Here is an 18,658-nt window from a genome sequence, read left to right on the forward strand (position 1 = left end):
CATTGGGAAGCGGGGCGCATCATATCAAATGACACGCCGCTGTAAAGTGTTACGTTGAGAAAAATGAACTAGTTGCGTAATTTTCATCCGTAACGGATTAAAGGCAACCAGTTCTTTTGGCTGGCGATTAAAGAATAATCGTCCGGTTACCGTAAACAAAAACGCGCTGGGCCAAAACCTGGTAAAGCGCGCGGCTTAATACATTTTTCTCGACATCACGACCTGCCCGCATCATATCTTCAGCAGTGTAAGTATGATCCACATGAATAACGTCCTGCATGATGATTGGACCTTCATCCAGATTGTCATTTACGTAGTGTGCTGTTGCACCAATAATCTTCACCCCGCGCTCATACGCCTGATGGTACGGGCGTGCGCCAATAAATGCCGGCAGGAATGAATGGTGAATATTGATAATCTTATTCGGAAAGCGCGCCACGAACTCCGGCGTTAATACACGCATATATTTCGCCAGCACCACGTAATCAGGCTGATAAGCATCAATAGCATCTGCCATCTTCTGATCGTGTTCGTTACGACTTAATCCTTCATGGCTGACCAGTTCAAACGGGATATCAAAACGCTCCACCAGTGAACGCAAAGTGTCGTGGTTGCCGATGACTGCCGCTATTTCCACATCCAGTCCGCCATAAGTGGCTTTCATCAGCAGATCGCCAAGGCAATGTGCTTCTTTAGTGACCAGAATGACTATCCGACGACGACCGGCGGGAGTGAGCTCACGCACAGAACCTTCCGGCAATGCGCTATCGAGATCCGCCAGCAGGGTGGAATCATTAAATATGCCTTCCAGCTCCGTGCGCATAAAAAAGCGCCCGGTGCGGTGATCAACAAATTCATTGTTCTGCACGATATTTAACTCGTGCTTGTAGCAAATATTAGTAATACGCGCGATCAGACCCTTTTGATCCGGGCAAATGGTACGCAAAACTTTTCGTTGGAGTGAATGCATTGCTGGAAAAACCTTGTTGAGAGTGTTTGCTTAACCGTACCGTCAACCATTATTGGCCGCAGCACTTTTTAAATTTTTTACCTGAACCACAAGGGCAGGGATCGTTGCGGCCAAACTGTGGACGTGTACCGTCAATATAGTACCACTGACCGTTTTCTTTCAAAAATCGCGAACGTTCAATTATCGCTCCTGTTTTACCCTGTTCGGTAAATCGAGCGACAAAACTAACATAACCTACGTCATCACCTTCATGGTATGAGCGCTCAAATACGGTCAGCCCCAACCATTCGGTATGCGCAAATCCGGCCATCAATTCGGTACGCAACGCTGCAGCGCCACAGGATGGATGCCAGGTCTTTATTAAATAATCTGCGTCTTGCATCACAAAAGCGCAGTAACGCGAACGCATGAGATGTTCAGGATCAGGTGCAACCTTTTCACCAGACACATAAGGGTGGCAACATAGGCTATACTCGACAGCACTACCACAGGGACAAAGCTCAGACACAAATAATCTCCCTGGAAACAATAACGGCGTATTAATCGCCTGCGTAGCACTATGTTAACCGAGCAGTAGCGATGTGGCTACGGCTGCATTCCAGGGGAAGCTTGCAGGAATAATGAGAAAGATAAAAATAGGGCTGGCGCTAGGATCCGGCGCGGCGCGAGGATGGTCGCATATTGGCGTCATTAACGCGCTAAAAGAAATGGGCATTGAAATAGATATCGTTGCAGGATGTTCAATCGGTTCGCTGGTGGGCGCAGCCTATGCATGTGATCGCCTGTCCGCGCTGGAAGAGTGGGTCACCTCTTTTAGCTACTGGGATGTTTTACGGCTGATGGATCTCTCCTGGCAGCGTGGCGGATTGTTGCGCGGTGAGCGTGTATTCAATCGGTATCGCGAAATTATGCCGGAAACAGAGATAGAAAATTGTTCACGCCGTTTCGCTGCGGTCGCCACAAATTTAAGTACGGGGAGAGAACTGTGGTTTACCGAAGGCGATCTCCATCTTGCTATTCGAGCATCATGCAGCATTCCCGGCCTGATGGCACCGGTCGCTCATAACGGCTATTGGCTGGTTGATGGCGCAGTTGTTAATCCGATTCCTATTTCCCTCACGCGTGCGATGGGCGCTGATATCGTAATGGCGATTGAGCAGGAAAAAGGCAAACTTGCCGGGCAGGTGGAAACCCTGAACGGAAAACTCAGCGAGCTGGAAAATCTCAAAAGCGACCTTGAAAAAGAGCTGCTTGAGCTGAAACGTCCGGCAGGTGGTGCGCAAAATAAACTGGCCACCGAGCATAAAGAGGCGTTTGTGGGCTTCCTGCGTAAAGGCCGTGAAGACGGTCTGCGCGATCTGGAGCGTAAGGCATTGCAGGTGGGTACCGATGAAGACGGTGGCTACGCCGTGCCGGAAGAACTGGATCGCAACATTCTTAACCTGCTGAAAGATGAAGTGGTGATGCGTCAGGAAGCCACGGTGATCACCGTTGGCGGTTCCGACTACAAAAAACTGGTGAATCTGGGCGGTACGGCTTCCGGATGGGTGGGGGAAACGGATACGCGATCCAAGACTGCCACCTCCAGACTGGAGCTGATTGAACCTCTCATGGGGGAAATTTACGGCAACCCGCAGGCTACCCAGAAAATGCTGGACGATGCCTTCTTCAACGTGGAGGCCTGGATCAACAGCGAGCTGGCAACCGAATTTGCCGAACAGGAAGAAATTGCCTTTACCTCAGGCGATGGCACCAAGAAGCCGAAAGGGTTCCTGGCGTATGAATCCACTGATGAAACCGACAAGGTCCGGGCGTTCGGCAAACTTCAGCATATTGTATCCGGCGAAGCGACCGCGGTGACCGCAGACGCCATTATCAAACTGATTTACACGCTGCGTAAGGCACACCGCACTGGCGCGAAGTTCATGATGAACAACAACAGCCTGTTTGCCATCCGTCTGCTGAAAGACACCGAGGGTAACTATCTGTGGCGTCCTGGGCTGGAACTGGGGCAGCCATCCTCTCTGGCGGGTTACGGTATCGCTGAAAACGAGCAGATGCCGGATATTGCCGCGGATGCGAAAGCCATTGCATTTGGTAACTTCAAACGGGGTTACACCATCGTTGACCGTATCGGCACCCGCATTCTGCGTGACCCGTACACCAATAAACCGTTTGTCGGTTTTTATACCACCAAGCGCACCGGCGGGATGCTGGTCGATTCGCAGGCCATCAAACTGCTGAAGATTGCAGCGGCGTAATCACTCAGGGGCGCGGAACCGCGCCCCCTGTTCTGACGGGTGAAGAATCATGATCCTGAAACAAGATCTGAAATGGTCACCGGACGGTATGCGTGTTGAGGTCATTCGGGCCGGTGAGTATGACGACGGGGCGCTTCCTGCCCGGGTGCAGGAGATTGCACTTCAGGCCGGGTTAGCAGAGCGCGGAACCAGTGCAAAAAGCAGTAAAGCGACAAAAGAGAAAAAAGCCACGACCAGTAAAGAGGGCTGAGTATGCTTCTGACAATGGAAGAGATTAAAGCCCAACTCCGGCTGGATGAGGATTTCGATGCTGATGACCGCCATCTGCAACTACTGGCCTGTGCGGCGCAAAAGCGGACGGAAACGTATCTGAACCGGAAGCTCTATGCACCGGATGAAACCATTCCGGAGAGCGATCCAGACGGGCTGCACCTGCCGGATGATATTCGTCTGGGGATGCTGATGCTTATCAGCCATTTTTACGAAAACCGCTCGTCGGTTACGGAAGTGGAGAAACTCGACATGCCGCAGAGTTTTGGCTGGCTTGTCGGCCCGTACAGGTACTTTCCGCAATGAAAATTCGTCAGGCGCAGACCAGCGCAACCTACATTCTGCCGGACCCCGGTGAACTGAATAAACGCGTCCTGATCCGCCAGCGGGTGGATATGCCCGCGGATAACTTTGGCGTGGAGCCTCAATACCCGGTTACGTTCCGGACATGGGCGAAGGTTATCCAGACCAGTGCCACCACCTGGCAGGAAACCGCGCAGACCGGGGACGCCATCACCCATTACATCACCATTCGTTACCGCCGGGGGATCACCGCTGATTATGAGGTGGTCTGCGGTGACAGTGTGTACCGGGTGAAACGTCAGCGCGATCTGAACGGGGCGCGGCGCTTTCTGCTGCTGGAGTGTACGGAGCTGGGCGAATGTAGGCAGAGTCACGGAGGCAGCAATGGCGACTCCCTTTTTTCACGTTGATGTTCAGCAGCCCGCCGAGATGCGCTTTAACCGCGCCCGTGTCCGGCGGGCGTTTGTCACGATTGGGCAGCGTCATATGCGTGATGCCCGTCGGCTGGTGATGCGCCGTGCGCGGTCGGCACCGGGTGAAAACCCCGGTTATCAGACCGGACGCCTGGCTCGTTCGATTGGTTATATGGTGCCGAGAGCCAGTAAAAAGCGAGCCGGTTTTATGACACGCATTGCCCCTAACCAGCGCAACGGGAAGGGGAACCGGATGATCTCTGGTGACTTCTATCCGGCGTTTCTGTTTTTTGGTGTCCGGGGAGGAGCAAAACGTCGTCGTAGTCATCATCGTGGTGCATCCGGTGGCAGCGGCTGGCGACTGGCTCCACGTAATAATTTCATGGTGGAAACTCTTGAAAAGAACCGCAGCTGGACACGCTATTTTCTGGCGCGGGAATTGCGTAAATCACTGAAGCCGGAGCGACGACACAGATGAAACTGACGCCTGTTATTGCTGCGCTGCGTGCCCGCTGCCCGTATTTTGAAAACCGGGTGGCAGGCGCGGCACAGTTCAAAAATCTGCCGGAGGTCGGAAAGCTGAGACTCCCGGCGGCGTATGTGGTACCGGGTGATGACTCTCCGGGAGAAAACAAAAGCCAGACCGACTACTGGCAGGAGCTGAAAGAGGGCTTCTCCGTGGTTGTCATACTGAGTAACGGGCGTGATGAGCGCGGTCAGTTTGCCTCGTATGATGTGGTGGACGATGTCCGGCAGATGCTCTTTAAGGCCCTGCTGGGCTGGAACCCGGAAGCGTGCGGTAACCCGATTACCTATGACGGCGGCACGCTGCTGGATCTGAATCGTCATGAGCTGATTTATCAGTTCGATTTTTCGGTCATCAGCGAGCTGACTGAAGACGATACCCGCCAGCAGGATGATCTGAACAGTCTGGATGAACTTCAAACGCTGGCGATTGATGTTGATTATCTCGAGCCCGGTAACGGGCCTGACGGCGATATCGAACATCACACCGAAATAACCCTTCCTTCCTGAGGATCCTCATGTTTGTCAAACCTGTTAAAGGGCGGTCAGTGCCTGACCCTGCCCGCGGCGACCTTTTGCCCGCCGAAGGGCGAAATGTTGACGAGAACAACTACTGGCTGCGCCGTGAAGCCGCGGGTGATATCCGGCGCGTGAATAAAAAGGTGAACACCGATGACGATAAGCTTTAACACCATTCCGTCGAATACGCTGGTTCCGCTGTTTTATGCGGAAATGGATAACTCGGCGGCGAATACTGCACAGGACAGCGGAGCATCGCTGCTGATTGGTCATGCCAATAACGGTGCAGAGATTGTTGCCAACAGTCTGGTACTGATGTCGTCGGCAGACTATGCACGCCAGATTTGTGGTGCGGGAAGTCAGCTGGCGCGTATGGTCGAGGCTTATCGCCAGACTGACCCGTTTGGCGAGCTGTATGTGATTGCCGTTCCGGAAGCCACAGGCGCGGCGGCAACGGTTACGCTGACGGTGACCGGGGCGGCAACCGAAACCGGCACGGTGAATGTTTATGTGGGACGTACCCGCGTGCAGGCACCGGTGACCAACGGCGATAACGTCACGACGATTGCCGGCAGTATCAAAGATGCCATTAATGCCGTTCCGACTCTGCCGTTTACAGCTTCATCTTCGGCTGGTGTTGTCACGCTGACCGCGCGTCATAAGGGGTTTGCGGGAATGAAATTCCTGTCAGCCTCAATTACTACGGCTTTGGTGGGGGCGAAGTGCTGCCAGCGGGTGTACAGATTGCCGTGGCGACGGGGACCGCCGGAACGGGCGCTCCGGTTCTCACCGGTGCGGTGGCTGCAATGGCGGATGAGCCGTTTGATTATATCGGTCTGCCGTTCAACGACACGGCCTCCGTTAACACGCTGGTGACCGAGATGAACGATACCAGCGGTCGCTGGAGCTATGCGCGTCAGCTGTATGGTCATGTGTATACGGCAAAGATCGGCACGCTGTCAGAACTGGTGACCGCAGGTGACCAGTTTAACCAGCAGCACATCACCCTGGCGGGGTACGAAAAAGAGACCCAGACGCCTGCCGACGAGCTGGCGGCAAGCCGTACCGCCCGCGCAGCGGTGTTTATCCGCAACGATCCGGCACGTCCCACGCAGACCGGTGAGCTGGTGGGTATGCTGCCTGCGCCGAAGGGGAAACGGTTCACGATGACCGAGCAGCAGACCCTGCTGTCTCATGGCGTGGCAACGGCGTATGTCGAAAGCGGGGTGCTGCGCATTCAGCGTGATGTCACCACGTACAGGAAAAACGCTTACGGGGTTGCGGATAACAGTTACCTCGACAGTGAGACGCTGCATACCAGCGCGTATGTACTGCGCAAACTGAAATCCGTCATTACCAGTAAGTACGGGCGTCACAAGCTTGCCAGTGACGGTACCCGCTTTGGTCCCGGTCAGGCGATTGTCACCCCGGCGGTGATCAAAGGGGAACTGCTGGCAACCTACCGTCAGCTTGAGCGTGCGGGGATCGTGGAAAACTACGAACTGTTTAAGCAGTACCTGGTTGTGGAGCGTGATGCCAGCGATCCGAACCGCCTGAACACGCTGTTCCCGCCTGACTATGTTAACCAGCTGCGTGTCTTTGCCGTGGTTAATCAGTTCCGTCTTCAGTATTCAGAGGAGTCTGCATAATGGCCCGTATCGGGGGAACCTGTTATTTCAAAATTGACGGTCAGCAGCTATCGCTGACCGGCGGCATTGAGGTGCCCATGAACAAAACGGTTAACGATGACATCATCGGCCTGGACGGTTCAGTGGACCGCAAGGAAACTCACCGTGCGCCTTATGTCAAAGGGACCTTCAAGGTGCCGAAGAATTTTCCGGTAAGCAAAATCACCTCGTCTGATGAGATGACCATCACTGCCGAGCTGGCGAACGGTCAGGTCTATGTACTGTCGTCTGCCTGGCTGCACGGCGAAGCGAACCATAATGCCGAAGAAGGCACGGTTGATCTTGAGTTCCACGGTGAAGAAGGGGATTACCAGTAATGAAAGAGCTTGAGTTAAAGAAACCGATTACTGCTCATGGCGAGACACTCTCCGTACTGGAGTTTGATGAACCCACCGGGAAGGATGTCCGCGAGCTGGGGTATCCCTACCAGATGAATCAGGATGAGTCAGTCAGACTTCTGGCGCATGTGGTGTCGAAATACATTGTGCGGCTGGCGAAAGTGCCGCAAAGCTCTGTCGACCAGATGTCTCCGGCAGACCTGAATGCAGCGGCGTGGCTTGTGGCTGGTTTTTTCCTCCAGGCCTGACGGCTGAATACCTCACTGATCGCTTCTTTGACTGCGCCAGCTACTGGCGCATTAATCCTTTCGAATTGCTGAATATGCCGATCAGTGAAATTCCCTTGCTGGTCAGTCAGGCAAACAGGATAGAGCAGGAGAAACGCACACATGGCGGAATTTGAGCTTAAGGCGTTGATCACCGGTGTCGACAGGCTTTCTCCCGCGCTGTCGAAAATGCAAAAGAAAATCCGGGGATTTAAACGCCAGGCGGAAGAAGCGTCACAGGGTGGGCTGGCGCTTGGTGGCGGACTGGCAGCGGGTCTGACGCTTTCCCTGAAATCTTATGCCGATCAGGAAAACGCCGCCACCGGGCTGAAAGTCGCCATGATGGATGCGAATGGCGAGGTTGGAAAGAGCTTTCAGGACATCAATAAACTGGCTATTGGCCTGGGTAACCAGCTACCCGGTACAACGGCTGATTTCCAGAACATGATGCAGATGCTGGTGCGTCAGGGGATCCCGGCAGAAAACATTCTTGGCGGTGTGGGTAAAGCGACAGCTTATCTTGCGGTACAACTGAAAAAAACACCGGAAGCGGCTGCTGAGTTTGCTGCAAAGATGCAGGATGCTACCGGAACGGCGTCAGAAGACATGATGGGGCTGTTCGACACTATCCAGAAGGCGTTTTATCTGGGCGTTGACGATACCAACATGTTGTCCTTCTTCACTAAAACCAGTTCTGTTCTGAAGATGGTGAACAAGGACGGTCTTCAGGCTGCACAGAGCCTTGCCCCCATCAGCGTCATGATGGATCAGATGGGGATGAACGGGGAGTCGGCAGGTAACGCCCTGCGAAAAGTTATCCAGTCCGGATTAAGCGTTAAGAAAATCAGGGACGTCAATAAAATCATGGCCCGCCAGAAACTCGGGGTACAGCTCGATTTTACTGACGGCAAAGGAAGTTTTGGCGGTCTTGATAACATGTTCAGGCAACTGGCAAAGCTGCGAAAACTGACCGACGTTAAGCGAACAGGTGTACTTAAGGCAATATTTGGTGATGATGCCGAAACCCTTCAGGTGGTCAATGCACTAATCGATAAAGGAAAGGATGGCTACGATCAGATCCAGCAGAAGATGAATAAACAGGCCAGCCTGAATAAACGTGTTCAGGCCCAGCTTGGTACGCTGTCCAACCTGTGGGAGGCAATGACGGGGACCGCAACTAACGGCCTTGCGGCTATTGGCGGCGCATTTTCTGGTGACGCCAAAAATATCACGCAATGGCTGGGGGAGTTAGGGGAAAAATTCACGAAGTTTGCGGATGAAAATCCCCGGGTTATTCGCGGCGTCGTCGGGCTTGCTGCCGGTCTTGCGATTCTGAAACTGGGATTGATGGGCGTTGGCGGTGCCATCAGTATTGTCAGCAGGATCATGTCGATGACGCCGATTGGAATGATTGCGACGGCGATAGCCCTGGCTGCGGGATTAATTATCACTAACTGGGATGTTGTCGGACCTTATTTCAAGAAGCTCTGGGAAACCATTGGTCCTTATTTTGAGGCTGGCTGGGAACTTCTGAAGAAGGTTTTTGCCTGGTCGCCGCTGGGGATGGTGATCAATAACTGGGGACCGGTTGTTAAGTGGTTTCAGGATATGTGGGATAAGCTGAAGCCAATTATTGAGTGGTTTACCGACAGTTCCGGTGACACGGTCGATGCCATTAACTCTGCGCAGTGGGGCGCGGGTGCTTATGATGCTTATGGGACGGGAATACCGGCACGGGGATACACACCTTATCAGGCGGTAGATCCGGCTCAGTCAAACAACGCCTCCGGTGCCACAGGCCCGAATCCCTTCATGATTAACAAAGCTTCTGCGCCAAAAGTTGATGGTGAGATCAAGGTCTCTTTTGTGAATTCGCCTCCGGGTATGCGGGTTATGGAAACGCGATCCAGCGGTTTTGATGTCAGCCATGATGTTGGCTATACGCGCTTTGGCTGGTAATGAAAAATTAATCTGTTAATGAGTCCCACTCCGGTGGGATTTTTTATGTACGGAGTTTATATGACGTGGAAAGACAGACTTCAGGACGCGTCATTTCGCGGTGTGCCGTTTAAGGTTGAAGAAGAAAATGCGGGAACCGGTCGTCGTGTGGAAACGCACGAATACCCGAACCGCGACAAACCCTATACCGAAGATTTGGGAAAAGTCACTTTCCGCCCGTCCATCACGGCTTATGTGGTGGGAGATGACTGCTTTGACCAGCGCGATCGCCTGATTGACGCGCTGAATAAACCCGGTCCCGGCACGCTTGTCCATCCGACATACGGTGAGCTGAAAGTCTGTGTTGACGGGGAGGTTCGGGTCAGCACATCGAAGAGTGAAGGGCGTATTGTCCGCTTTGACCTGAAGTTTGTCGAAGCGGGAGAACTCTCTTACCCCACATCAGGTGCGGCGACGGCGCAGACGCTGATGTCATCCTGTTCTGCACTGGATGACTGCATCAGTGACAGCTTCAGTGGTTTCAGTATCGATGGCGTGGCAGATTTTGTGCAGAACGACGTCGTCGGTAATGCCAGCACAATGCTTGGGTATGTTTCTGATGCGATGAAAGTGGTGGATTCTGCCGTATCGGATGCCGCCAGGCTGTTGCAGGGGGATATCTCGGTACTTCTGCCGCCACCATCGTCAGGCAAAAATTTCGTTGAGCAGGTGCAGAAAATGTGGCGTACCGGGAAACGCCTTTATGGTAACGCCAGCGACCTGGTCACCATGATCAAAACGCTTTCCGGTGTCAGCCTCGGCAGCGATCTGCAACCGCGCGGCGTCTGGAAAACGGACAGTAAAACCACCGCCACGGCGACGCAGCAGCGTAACGTGGTTGCCAGCACCCTTCGTACGACCGCAATCAGCGAAGCGGCGTATGCCGTCACCCGATTGCCTGCGCCAACAACTTCCGCGGTGATGCAGAATGCCGCAGATGTCCCGACCGGCAGCAGATACGGTCAGCCAGCCGGGCACAATGTCCGGGCAAAATCAGGTTTAAACTGTTCGCTACTGGATCAGGACTGGTATGAAATGCGCCGTCAGCTTGAGTACAAGCATTTCGGCATGAAGGTCTGATGATTAAGGTTCCGCCAGCATATACAAGCCAGCGTTGCACGTGTTGTGGTTATAGAGCGAAAGAAAGCCGCCTGTCACTAAGTAAATTCGTGTGTCAGGTGTGTGAATATACAGCGAACGCCGATGTAAACGGTGCCGGTAACATTTTAGCGGCGGGGCCCGCTGTACCTGTCTGTGGAGGGATGGAGTAGTCAGGCCATCCGGTTGAAGCCCCCCCACCGAAATGATTCAGGCGATAGCCTGAATATAGCAGAGATCGATATCCTTCAGGGCGTGGAGGATGTCAATAGCCAGAGTCTTGACTACTCTTCATCCAGAAACCTTGTTTATTTGATACCCGGCTGAACATTTCAGAATTCGTTAAGTATATCTGTCTGTTTATAAACTCTTCTGACAGCACTCTTTTTCCATCTTATCACTTTTATTGGGCTCCATTATTAAGCTTACTTTTTCTTATATGGTAAGGTGGAAAACTATTTTTTTGTTGATTATTTGCTGATTATTTTTGATTCTGTTGTTTATTGGCAAGGAGATACTTTTGTTGTTTAGTATTTTTATGTTTTTTATAAAAAGAAATAAGTGTTTTTTGATTGTTGTCAGAGTTTTGTTTTTTTTATTTTCTTTCAGTCTGTTCTGTTCGCTCTCCAAATAACGATCTTTTTTACTATGTTTTCTTTTGTTTTTTGGTGTTTTTATCTGTTTTGATTTGTTTTTTCAGTGTTAATTGTTGTGGTGGTTGTATTTTTTGATTTTAAAGATCGTGCACTTCATGTTTTTCAGCATAAATCGCCATGTTAATCTTATGCGTAAGCAGAATGTTGGTTTTGAGTTGCAAGTACCTGAATTGAGTACTTTACGAGCCGATTTTGTTGGTTTTTGTGGGTTTTTTCAGTGAACGGTCATTGTTTATACCAGTCGAAAGTACATGTCGGTGGGCTATCACCCGGACAGATGCAGGAGCATCACTTTTGGTTATTGGTTGAAATATCACCAATACATAGTGAGAAAGTTATTAATGCACTCAGGGATTTTTTAGTTCTGGGATATACCCGAAGAGAGGCCTGTGAGCGTCATGAGGTTTCGCAGGGGTATTTTTCTGGTGCGCTGAGGCGTTTTCAGATGATTAATCAGGCTGTGATTAAATTAATTCCTTTTTATATACAAAAGGAGTTGCATTCAAAAACTGTAGTTCAGTAAAACACTTTGCTTAATTTTCTTTCTTCAGAAATGGAAGTTTTTTGCTGCCTGTAATTTTCAGGGCAGTTCGCCACTTTAAACTTCTTTTACTGAATAAAAGAGAAATGAGTATTACTTTGATTTTTTGTGTTCGTACGGCTCGGGTATTGGCTGACGTGGTTGCGTTGTTTCAGCGTAACCACACCAGTTATTACAAACTGGGTGATTGACTTTATTATTTTTTTATTAATGGGATTTTTATGAAAATGGTAAAAACAATTATGGCTGGCGCGGTTGCCATGGCTCTGGTTTCTTTTGGTGCAAATGCAAATCAGGGGCAGGGCCAGGTGAACTTTAAAGGGACTGTTATTGATGCGCCGTGCGGTATTGCTCCTGAATCTGCAGACCAGACTATCGACTTTGGTCAGATTTCCAAATCGCATTTGGCTGATGGCGGTACATCCCAGCACAAAAATGTAGATATCAAGCTGGTTAACTGTGATCTTGCGAGCCAGAAAAAAGCTGTAACTATTACTTTCTCTGGTTCATCTGTGGCGAGCGACAAGCTTGAGGAGCTGGGGACTTCTGGTGGAACCGGTACGGCTATCAAGATGTCCACTGCTGCTGGTGACTTTGTGAAGTTTGATGGCTCAACTCCAGCAGGCGTCTATAACCTGAAAGATGGTGACAACACCATGCGTTACAGCGCTTGGGTGCAGAAATCAAGTGCTGATAGCGCAACTGTAACCGAAGGTGACTTTGCTGCTGTAGCCAACTTCAATCTGACCTATAAGTAATTTATTGTTTTCTGGGATTACAACCAGAGATGCCGGGGCGATGCCCCGGCTATTACCGGTAAGAAAGAAGGAATACTGCATGTTCCGGCGCATGATCCTTTCGGTAGCATTTTTCTGGTGCTCGGCTGCTCAGGCTGCTCAGGCTCCTTCCTTTCCTCCGCCGGGGATGACCCTGCCGGAGTACTGGGGAGAGGAGCATGTCTGGTGGCATGGCCGGGCGAGTTTTAAGGGGCAGGTGATTGCTCCGGCCTGCACGCTGGCGATGGAAGATACCTGGCAGGCGATTGATATGGGTGAAACGCCGGTTCGTGACTTACAGAACAGTTTTACCGGACCTGAAAAAAAGTTTCGTCTGCGGTTGCGTAACTGCGAACTTGCAGGAACAGGTAAGCGGGTTTATACGGCGAGCCGTATCCGCATGACCTTTGATGGTCTGCAGGGTGAAACACCTGATAAATTCTCACTGATCGGTCAGGCAGAAGGTATTAATCTGCAGATACTGGATAACCAGGGTTATCCGGCCCGTGTCGGTAAAGTGATGCCACCGTTATTACTGAGCGGAAATGAAGAGGGACTGGATTATACCCTGCGGCTTGTTCGTAATGGTCAGCCGTTAAAGGCGGGGGATTATTATGCCGCATTACGTTTCAGAATGGATTACGAGTAACTGAGTTAATAAAGAATACCAACCGGTAACAGACGGAAGTTTCCCGATATTTAATTAAATATTCCGTCAGAGGAACTGAAATTAAATCCTGCATGCAGGAGGGAATTTTTTTGTCTTTATTTTCGGGAGCAGTCTGTATTAAAGGTGGTGGCTGATAATGAAAAATAAAAATAGTGCCTCTTTTGCTGTTAACAGCATTACATATGCGCTGATGCTTTCCCTGGCAGGCACACCGGCTTATGCCGTCGACTTTAATACAGATGTTCTGGATGCAGCAGACAGACAGAATATTGATTTTTCCCGGTTCTCCCAGGCGGGATATATCATGCCCGGGCAGTACCAGATGGACATTATGGTGAATGACCAGGGCATTTCTCCGTCGGCATTTACGGTGACATTTCTGGAACCGCCGGTTTCCGGCACAGACGGGAAGAAGCCGTTACCACAGGCCTGTCTGACGCCGGAGATGGTCAGCCGGATGGGACTGACAGATGCCTCTCAGGAAAAAGTTACGTACTGGAATGACGGACAGTGTGCAGACTTCAGCCAGTTGCCGGGAGTGGAGGTACGCCCGAATCCGGCAGAAGGGTTGCTGTACATCAATATGCCGCAGGCCTGGCTGGAGTATTCCGACGCTTCCTGGTTACCGCCGTCCCGCTGGGATAACGGTATTCCGGGACTGTTGTTCGACTACAACATCAACGGCACAGTGAACAAACCCTATAAAGGTAAGCAGTCCCGTTCGCTGAGCTATAACGGGACTGCAGGTGCCAACTTCGGTGCCTGGCGTCTGCGTGCGGATTATCAGGGGAACCTGAATCACTCTTCCGGCAGCGGGCAGGGGACGGACAGTCAGTTTACCTGGAGCCGTTTTTACATGTACCGCGCCATCCCGCGCTGGCGCGCAAATCTCACGCTGGGTGAGAACTATATCAGTTCAGAGATTTTCAGCTCCTGGCGCTATACCGGTGCCAGCCTGGAAAGTGATGACCGCATGCTGCCACCAAAACTGCGCGGTTATGCGCCTCAGGTCTCAGGGATTGCGGACACGAATGCGCGCGTCGTGATTTCGCAGCAGGGACGCATCCTCTATGACTCCACCGTGCCGGCAGGTCCGTTCACCATTCAGGACCTGGACAGCTCCGTGCGTGGTCGCCTGGATGTTGAGGTTATCGAGCAGGACGGGCGGAAAAAAACGTTCCAGGTGGACACGGCGTATGTGCCGTATCTGACCCGTCCGGGCCAGATACGTTACAAGCTGGTTTCCGGTCGTTCGCGTAATTATGAACACACCATGGAGGGACCGGTTTTTGCTGCCGGTGAGGCATCCTGGGGTATCAGCAACACATGGTCACTTTACGGTGGCGGTATCGTTGCCGGGGATTACAACGCCCTGGCTGTGGGGCTGGGCCGTGACCTGAATGAGTTCGGTACGGTATCTGCTGATGTGACCCAGTCCGTGGCCCGCATTCCGGGAGAAGAGACGAAGCAGGGGAAATCCTGGCGTCTGAGTTACTCCAAACGTTTTGATGACGTGAATGCGGATATCACCTTCGCGGGTTACCGCTTCTCTGAGCGCAATTACATGACGATGGACCAGTACCTCAATGCCCGTTACCGGAATGATTTCTCCGGAAGGGAGAAGGAAATGTACACCGTCACGCTCAACAAGAATTTCGAGGACTGGAAGACATCGGTCAACCTGCAGTACAGCCACCAGACTTACTGGGACCGCCGGACATCAGACTATTACACACTGTCGGTGAACCGTTATTTCGATGCCTTCGGATTCAGGAACGTCTCCCTGGGGCTGTCCGCATCCCGTTCGAAATACCAGAACCGGGATAACGACTCAGCATTTATACGTCTGTCAGTACCCTGGGGAACCGGTACGGCCAGCTACAGCGGCAGTATGAGCAATGACCGTTACACCAATACGGTGGGATACAGCGATTCCCTGAATGAAGGGCTGAGCAGTTACAGCCTGAACGCCGGTGTGAGCAGCGGTGGTAACCAGCCCTCACAGAGCCAGATGAGCGCGTATTACAACCACAGCAGCCCACTGGCGAGTCTGTCAGCCAATGTTTCTGCTGTTGAGAAGGGGTACTCATCATTCGGCATGAGTGCATCCGGCGGTGCAACGATAACCGCAAAAGGCGCGGCCCTGCATGCAGGGGGCATGAACGGAGGAACCCGTCTCCTGGTGGACACCGATGGTGTCGGAGGCGTGCCGGTTGACGGTGGTCGGGTCTCCACCAACCGGTGGGGAATTGGTGTGGTGACGGATGTGAGCAGCTATTACCGCAACACCACCTCAGTGGACCTGAACAGGCTGCCGGAAGACATGGAAGCCACCCGCTCGGTGGTGGAATCGGTCCTGACGGAAGGGGCCATTGGTTACAGGGAGTTTGAAGTCCTGAAAGGAAGTCGTCTGTTTGCCGTGCTGCGTCTGGCAGACAACAGCCATCCGCCGTTTGGTGCCAGCGTGACAAACGCGAAAGGCCGTGAGCTGGGGATGGTGGCAGACAGCGGTCTGGCCTGGCTGAGCGGGGTGAATCCGGGTGAAACCCTGAATGTCAGCTGGGACGGCCGGACACAGTGTGTGGTGGATATCCCGGCAAAACTGGACCCGGCACAGCAACTGCTGCTGCCCTGCCGCAAGGCGAACTGACGGAACAAGGGGCTGACTGCCGGTTGTCTTCACTGGCCGGCGGTCAGTAACCCGGAACAGGCATAAATCGATAAGCGGACGGTGTTGCACCACAGGTAACACCGGAACCAGAACTGAGAGAAGAAAAGATGCTGAAAATGAAACCGGCGCTGAAAAAAACGCTGATGGCGGTAGCGTGTCTGAGCGCAGTACCTGCAGCCCAGGCAGCTGTCTCCCTGGACCGTACGCGTGCGATTTTTAATGGCGGTGAGAAATCGATGACGCTGAATGTGGCCAATGATAACAAACAGCTTCCGTATCTGGCCCAGGCCTGGATAGAGAATGAGAAGCAGGAAAAAATCACCACCGGGCCGATTGTGGTGACGCCGCCAGTGCAGCGTCTTGAGCCGGGAGCAAAAAGTATGGTCCGTCTGGCCAGCACCCCGGATATCAGCAAACTGCCACAGGACCGGGAGTCTCTGTTCTATTTCAACCTTCGTGAAATTCCTCCGAAGAGTGATAAGGCGAATGTGCTGCAGATAGCCCTGCAGACCAAAATCAAGCTGTTTTACCGCCCGAAAGCCATTGAGGCGAAACCCAATGCAGTCTGGCAGGACCAGCTGGTGCTGAACAAAACCAGCGGAGGTTACCGGATTGAAAACCCGACCCCATATTACGTGACGGTAATTGGTATTGGTGGCAGTGAAAAACAGGCAAAGGAAGGTGAGTTTGATGCAGTGATGCTGGCACCGAAGTCCACGCAGACGGTGAAATCCGGAACATACAGCACGCCGTACCTGAGCTACATCAACGACTACGGCGGACGTCCGGTTCTGCAGTTCAGCTGCAGCGGAGACCGTTGTACGGCGGTAGAAAAAGTAGCACGCAGTCACAGGATTAACCAAAGGTGACCGGAAATGAACAGGACAACAACAGGGCTCTGTCTGAGTGCGCTGCTGGTCAGCTGCAGTATGACCAGTTCGTTGCGGGCTGATGAACTGGTCATGCGGGATAACTTCTTTGTGGCAGATGAGTCCCGTCATCAGTGGGTAAATGAACGTAATGGTCGTACCGGGATGCTGACAGTCAGCGGCGCCCTGCTGTCATCTCCGTGCACACTGGAGACGAATGAGGTGGAGCTGCCACTGCCGGTGCAGAAGGCGGCGGGCGTGACGCGTTATGTGCTGAAACTGAATCTGCAGGGGTGTGGTGACGGTGGCGCAGTGACATCAGCCAGTTCGGTGGCCGGTCGTGACAGTATGATGGTGATGCAGAGAGCCCTTCTGACTGGTGTGGAGGATGGCATGCTGCAGCCGGAGCAGCGGATGGTCAGTACAGGACCTGCTGTTGTGTACGGAGGGGCGAATCAGTTCACCTGGTGGCTGAGCCGGGCACAGCACCAGGCTCTGATAACGGAACCGGATAAGGGAAAACACGCTGTGAACCCGCGTCGCAACAATGCCTTATTGTCTCTGCAACTGGGTTATGAATAAAAGGAGGGGCCGTGAAAAGAATACTCTGTGGGTTATTCAGTACCCTGTTGTCAGTGACATTTTTGTCCGCTCCTGGCTTTGCTTCGGAGCTTGCTTTCAGCGGTAATTTGTTGGATCGCCCCTGTCAGATAGATCCCGCAGAGACATCCCGGGAAGTGACCTTTATGGATACGGCCGCACGTCTTTATTACAGCTGGCCGGGAAAAAGTTATGAAGAGAAGTTCCGTGTGAAGCTGATTAACTGCCATGCCAGTACCATGGGAAAAGCCGTGAAACTGACCTTCAGTGGTACGGAAGAAACTGCACTTCCCGGTTATCTGCAGGTTACAGGTGTAAACCGGGGGCGACTGGGCATTGGCATCATTGACACTGATGGCAGCAGTTTGCTGAAGCTCAATCAGGTTCATAATCGTGGACAGGGAAATAAGGTGGAAGCAGACAGCATTACGCTGAACTTTAAAGCGTTTGTGCAGGCCACTCCGGAGGCTGTCAGAAATAAAACGGTTCAGCCCGGGGATTACTCTTCAACGGTAACGTTTGAGCTTTTATACGAATAAGGAGACAGGAATACCGGTATGAAGAAAATATCATTAACTGTGCTGAGTGCAGTATTTTTGATATCCGCGTCAGCTGTACAGGCAGTGGAAGTTGCCCATAATCTGCAGTTCAGTGGAAATCTGATAATTCCTGACTGTACTGTGAATGACGGTAATCCGATAAAAACAGAGTGGAAGGATGTGGAAATCCAGACGCTGGGGACTGCCAGTACACCGTCGCATGAACAGGAACTGCGTATCCCCGTAAAGTGTCCTTATTCTCTTGGTACGCCGAAAATGACATTGAAAGGGGAGTTTACATCCGTGGAAGGAAAGCAGGGATTGCAGACCAGTAAACGTGATGAGGGACTGCTGATTTTTTTACGCACAAAAACACCGGGTAGCTGGATCACTGGCGAAACCATGCAGATCCAGGACGGGAGTATTACCGGAGATGGTGCAGATAAAATCCTGACCATGTATGCCGCGCTGGGATATTCAAAAAAAATGGAAGATTTGACACCAGGCGAGTTCAGTGCGGGAGCGACGTTAGAAATGCGTTATGAGTAACGGATTTATATGCCAGTCAGAAAATTTTATTTATTCAGGCGCCTGCCGGGTTTTTGGGAAAGTTGTTTTCTGGGACTGTTGTTCTGTCTGACGAATAATGCGCTGGCCGGTGAGGATGAGAATATTCCCGGCATTATG

Annotated in this window: 20 protein-coding genes and 3 pseudogenes; 21 read left to right on the plus strand and 2 right to left on the minus strand. The window is 52.1% G+C overall.

What is annotated here, in order from left to right:
- Positions 1-127: 127 nt before the first annotated feature.
- Both purU and ESM_RS01000000123640 read right to left on the minus strand, forming a co-directional pair.
- Positions 128-970 carry a formyltetrahydrofolate deformylase gene (purU, locus tag ESM_RS0101100; RefSeq protein WP_000555861.1) on the minus strand — a complete coding sequence of 281 codons (843 nt, stop codon included), beginning with the start codon at positions 968-970 and terminating at the stop codon, positions 128-130.
- Between the two features lie 49 nt (positions 971-1,019).
- Positions 1,020-1,478 (minus strand): YchJ family protein, encoded by a 459-nt coding sequence (locus ESM_RS01000000123640; protein WP_001516512.1) that lies wholly within the window; start codon positions 1,476-1,478, stop codon positions 1,020-1,022.
- 112 nt (positions 1,479-1,590) lie between these two features.
- On the opposite strand from ESM_RS01000000123640, the gene rssA reads away from it, so the two are divergent.
- From rssA to ESM_RS0101215, 21 genes and pseudogenes are all read left to right on the plus strand, one after another.
- The gene (gene rssA / locus ESM_RS01000000123650; RefSeq protein WP_010375766.1) at positions 1,591-3,231 is read left to right on the plus strand and encodes a patatin-like phospholipase RssA; all 1,641 of its coding nucleotides are present in this window, start codon (positions 1,591-1,593) and stop codon (positions 3,229-3,231) included.
- Positions 3,232-3,280: 49 nt separating this feature from the next.
- On the plus strand, positions 3,281-3,481 hold the full coding sequence (locus ESM_RS0101120; RefSeq protein WP_000601365.1) for a hypothetical protein: 201 nt from the start codon (positions 3,281-3,283) through the stop codon (positions 3,479-3,481).
- Positions 3,482-3,483: 2 nt separating this feature from the next.
- Positions 3,484-3,807 (plus strand): head-tail connector protein, encoded by a 324-nt coding sequence (locus tag ESM_RS0101125; protein ID WP_000927715.1) that lies wholly within the window; start codon positions 3,484-3,486, stop codon positions 3,805-3,807.
- The gene (locus ESM_RS0101130; protein WP_000702403.1) at positions 3,804-4,214 is read left to right on the plus strand and encodes a phage head closure protein; all 411 of its coding nucleotides are present in this window, start codon (positions 3,804-3,806) and stop codon (positions 4,212-4,214) included. The genes ESM_RS0101125 and ESM_RS0101130 overlap by 4 nt, the downstream gene beginning before the upstream one ends.
- A complete protein-coding gene (locus tag ESM_RS0101135) occupies positions 4,189-4,695 on the plus strand; it encodes a hypothetical protein (RefSeq protein WP_000224835.1) in 507 nt (168 codons plus the stop codon). The genes ESM_RS0101130 and ESM_RS0101135 overlap by 26 nt, the downstream gene beginning before the upstream one ends.
- Positions 4,692-5,252 carry a phage tail terminator protein gene (locus ESM_RS0101140; protein ID WP_000779292.1) on the plus strand — a complete coding sequence of 187 codons (561 nt, stop codon included), beginning with the start codon at positions 4,692-4,694 and terminating at the stop codon, positions 5,250-5,252. Before ESM_RS0101135 ends, ESM_RS0101140 begins: the two co-directional genes overlap by 4 nt.
- Positions 5,253-5,260: 8 nt before the next feature.
- Complete coding sequence (locus ESM_RS01000000123655; RefSeq protein ID WP_000497751.1) at positions 5,261-5,431, plus strand: DUF2635 domain-containing protein; 171 nt, start codon at positions 5,261-5,263, stop codon at positions 5,429-5,431.
- Positions 5,415-6,910: pseudogene (locus ESM_RS01000000123660) on the plus strand (phage tail sheath subtilisin-like domain-containing protein). Before ESM_RS01000000123655 ends, ESM_RS01000000123660 begins: the two are co-directional and overlap by 17 nt.
- Positions 6,910-7,266, plus strand: a complete 357-nt coding sequence (locus ESM_RS0101155; protein WP_000090993.1) for a phage tail tube protein — start codon at positions 6,910-6,912, stop codon at positions 7,264-7,266. The pseudogene ESM_RS01000000123660 and the gene ESM_RS0101155 overlap by 1 nt, the downstream one beginning before the upstream one ends.
- Positions 7,266-7,535, plus strand: coding sequence for a phage tail assembly protein (locus ESM_RS0101160; protein WP_000661054.1), 270 nt, complete (start codon positions 7,266-7,268; stop codon positions 7,533-7,535). Before ESM_RS0101155 ends, ESM_RS0101160 begins: the two co-directional genes overlap by 1 nt.
- Before the next feature lie 141 nt (positions 7,536-7,676).
- The gene (locus ESM_RS0101165; protein WP_000807198.1) at positions 7,677-9,512 is read left to right on the plus strand and encodes a phage tail tape measure protein; all 1,836 of its coding nucleotides are present in this window, start codon (positions 7,677-7,679) and stop codon (positions 9,510-9,512) included.
- A 60-nt stretch (positions 9,513-9,572) separates the two neighbouring features.
- Positions 9,573-10,484: pseudogene (locus ESM_RS01000000123665) on the plus strand (DNA circularization protein); the annotation flags it as partial.
- 4 nt (positions 10,485-10,488) lie between these two features.
- Positions 10,489-10,822 (plus strand): annotated as a pseudogene (locus ESM_RS1000000126000) (zinc ribbon domain-containing protein); the annotation flags it as partial.
- A 700-nt stretch (positions 10,823-11,522) separates the two neighbouring features.
- Positions 11,523-11,828: an adhesin biosynthesis transcription regulatory family protein gene (locus tag ESM_RS0101180; RefSeq protein ID WP_010375782.1), complete on the plus strand. Its 306-nt coding sequence runs from the start codon at positions 11,523-11,525 to the stop codon at positions 11,826-11,828.
- 245 nt (positions 11,829-12,073) lie between these two features.
- Entirely contained in the window at positions 12,074-12,604 is a 531-nt protein-coding gene (locus tag ESM_RS0101185; RefSeq protein WP_024257647.1) for a fimbrial protein, read from the plus strand.
- Positions 12,605-12,683: 79 nt separating this feature from the next.
- Positions 12,684-13,271 (plus strand): fimbrial protein, encoded by a 588-nt coding sequence (locus ESM_RS0101190; protein WP_000489808.1) that lies wholly within the window; start codon positions 12,684-12,686, stop codon positions 13,269-13,271.
- A 157-nt stretch (positions 13,272-13,428) separates the two neighbouring features.
- Positions 13,429-15,942, plus strand: a complete 2,514-nt coding sequence (locus tag ESM_RS0101195) for a PapC/FimD family outer membrane usher protein (RefSeq protein ID WP_000791980.1) — start codon at positions 13,429-13,431, stop codon at positions 15,940-15,942.
- 128 nt (positions 15,943-16,070) lie between these two features.
- Entirely contained in the window at positions 16,071-16,832 is a 762-nt protein-coding gene (locus ESM_RS0101200; RefSeq protein WP_000916501.1) for a fimbrial biogenesis chaperone, read from the plus strand.
- 6 nt (positions 16,833-16,838) lie between these two features.
- Positions 16,839-17,414: a pilus-assembly fibrillin subunit gene (locus ESM_RS0101205; RefSeq protein WP_001082395.1), complete on the plus strand. Its 576-nt coding sequence runs from the start codon at positions 16,839-16,841 to the stop codon at positions 17,412-17,414.
- 11 nt (positions 17,415-17,425) lie between these two features.
- Complete coding sequence (locus ESM_RS0101210) at positions 17,426-17,971, plus strand: fimbrial protein (RefSeq protein ID WP_237708208.1); 546 nt, start codon at positions 17,426-17,428, stop codon at positions 17,969-17,971.
- 18 nt (positions 17,972-17,989) lie between these two features.
- Entirely contained in the window at positions 17,990-18,520 is a 531-nt protein-coding gene (locus ESM_RS0101215) for a fimbrial protein (RefSeq protein WP_000724211.1), read from the plus strand.
- Positions 18,521-18,658 lie beyond the last annotated feature (138 nt).

The organism is Escherichia sp. TW09308 (assembly GCF_000208565.1).
GTDB lineage: Bacteria > Pseudomonadota > Gammaproteobacteria > Enterobacterales > Enterobacteriaceae > Escherichia > Escherichia marmotae.

Bases quoted from the DNA above. Each gene is read 5' to 3' on its own strand.
- ESM_RS0101120 (WP_000601365.1), top strand. From the start codon at position 3,281: ATGATCCTGAAACAAGATCTGAAATGGTCACCGGACGGTATGCGTGTT.
- rssA (WP_010375766.1), top strand. From the start codon at position 1,591: ATGAGAAAGATAAAAATAGGGCTGGCGCTAGGATCCGGCGCGGCGCGA.
- ESM_RS0101215 (WP_000724211.1), top strand. From the start codon at position 17,990: ATGAAGAAAATATCATTAACTGTGCTGAGTGCAGTATTTTTGATATCC.
- ESM_RS0101140 (WP_000779292.1), top strand. From the start codon at position 4,692: ATGAAACTGACGCCTGTTATTGCTGCGCTGCGTGCCCGCTGCCCGTAT.
- ESM_RS0101195 (WP_000791980.1), top strand. From the start codon at position 13,429: ATGAAAAATAAAAATAGTGCCTCTTTTGCTGTTAACAGCATTACATAT.
- ESM_RS0101125 (WP_000927715.1), top strand. From the start codon at position 3,484: ATGCTTCTGACAATGGAAGAGATTAAAGCCCAACTCCGGCTGGATGAG.
- ESM_RS0101200 (WP_000916501.1), top strand. From the start codon at position 16,071: ATGCTGAAAATGAAACCGGCGCTGAAAAAAACGCTGATGGCGGTAGCG.
- ESM_RS0101155 (WP_000090993.1), top strand. From the start codon at position 6,910: ATGGCCCGTATCGGGGGAACCTGTTATTTCAAAATTGACGGTCAGCAG.
- ESM_RS0101190 (WP_000489808.1), top strand. From the start codon at position 12,684: ATGTTCCGGCGCATGATCCTTTCGGTAGCATTTTTCTGGTGCTCGGCT.
- purU (WP_000555861.1), bottom strand. From the start codon at position 970: ATGCATTCACTCCAACGAAAAGTTTTGCGTACCATTTGCCCGGATCAA.
- ESM_RS0101205 (WP_001082395.1), top strand. From the start codon at position 16,839: ATGAACAGGACAACAACAGGGCTCTGTCTGAGTGCGCTGCTGGTCAGC.
- ESM_RS0101185 (WP_024257647.1), top strand. From the start codon at position 12,074: ATGGTAAAAACAATTATGGCTGGCGCGGTTGCCATGGCTCTGGTTTCT.
- ESM_RS0101130 (WP_000702403.1), top strand. From the start codon at position 3,804: ATGAAAATTCGTCAGGCGCAGACCAGCGCAACCTACATTCTGCCGGAC.
- ESM_RS0101135 (WP_000224835.1), top strand. From the start codon at position 4,189: ATGGCGACTCCCTTTTTTCACGTTGATGTTCAGCAGCCCGCCGAGATG.
- ESM_RS0101160 (WP_000661054.1), top strand. From the start codon at position 7,266: ATGAAAGAGCTTGAGTTAAAGAAACCGATTACTGCTCATGGCGAGACA.
- ESM_RS01000000123655 (WP_000497751.1), top strand. From the start codon at position 5,261: ATGTTTGTCAAACCTGTTAAAGGGCGGTCAGTGCCTGACCCTGCCCGC.
- ESM_RS0101165 (WP_000807198.1), top strand. From the start codon at position 7,677: ATGGCGGAATTTGAGCTTAAGGCGTTGATCACCGGTGTCGACAGGCTT.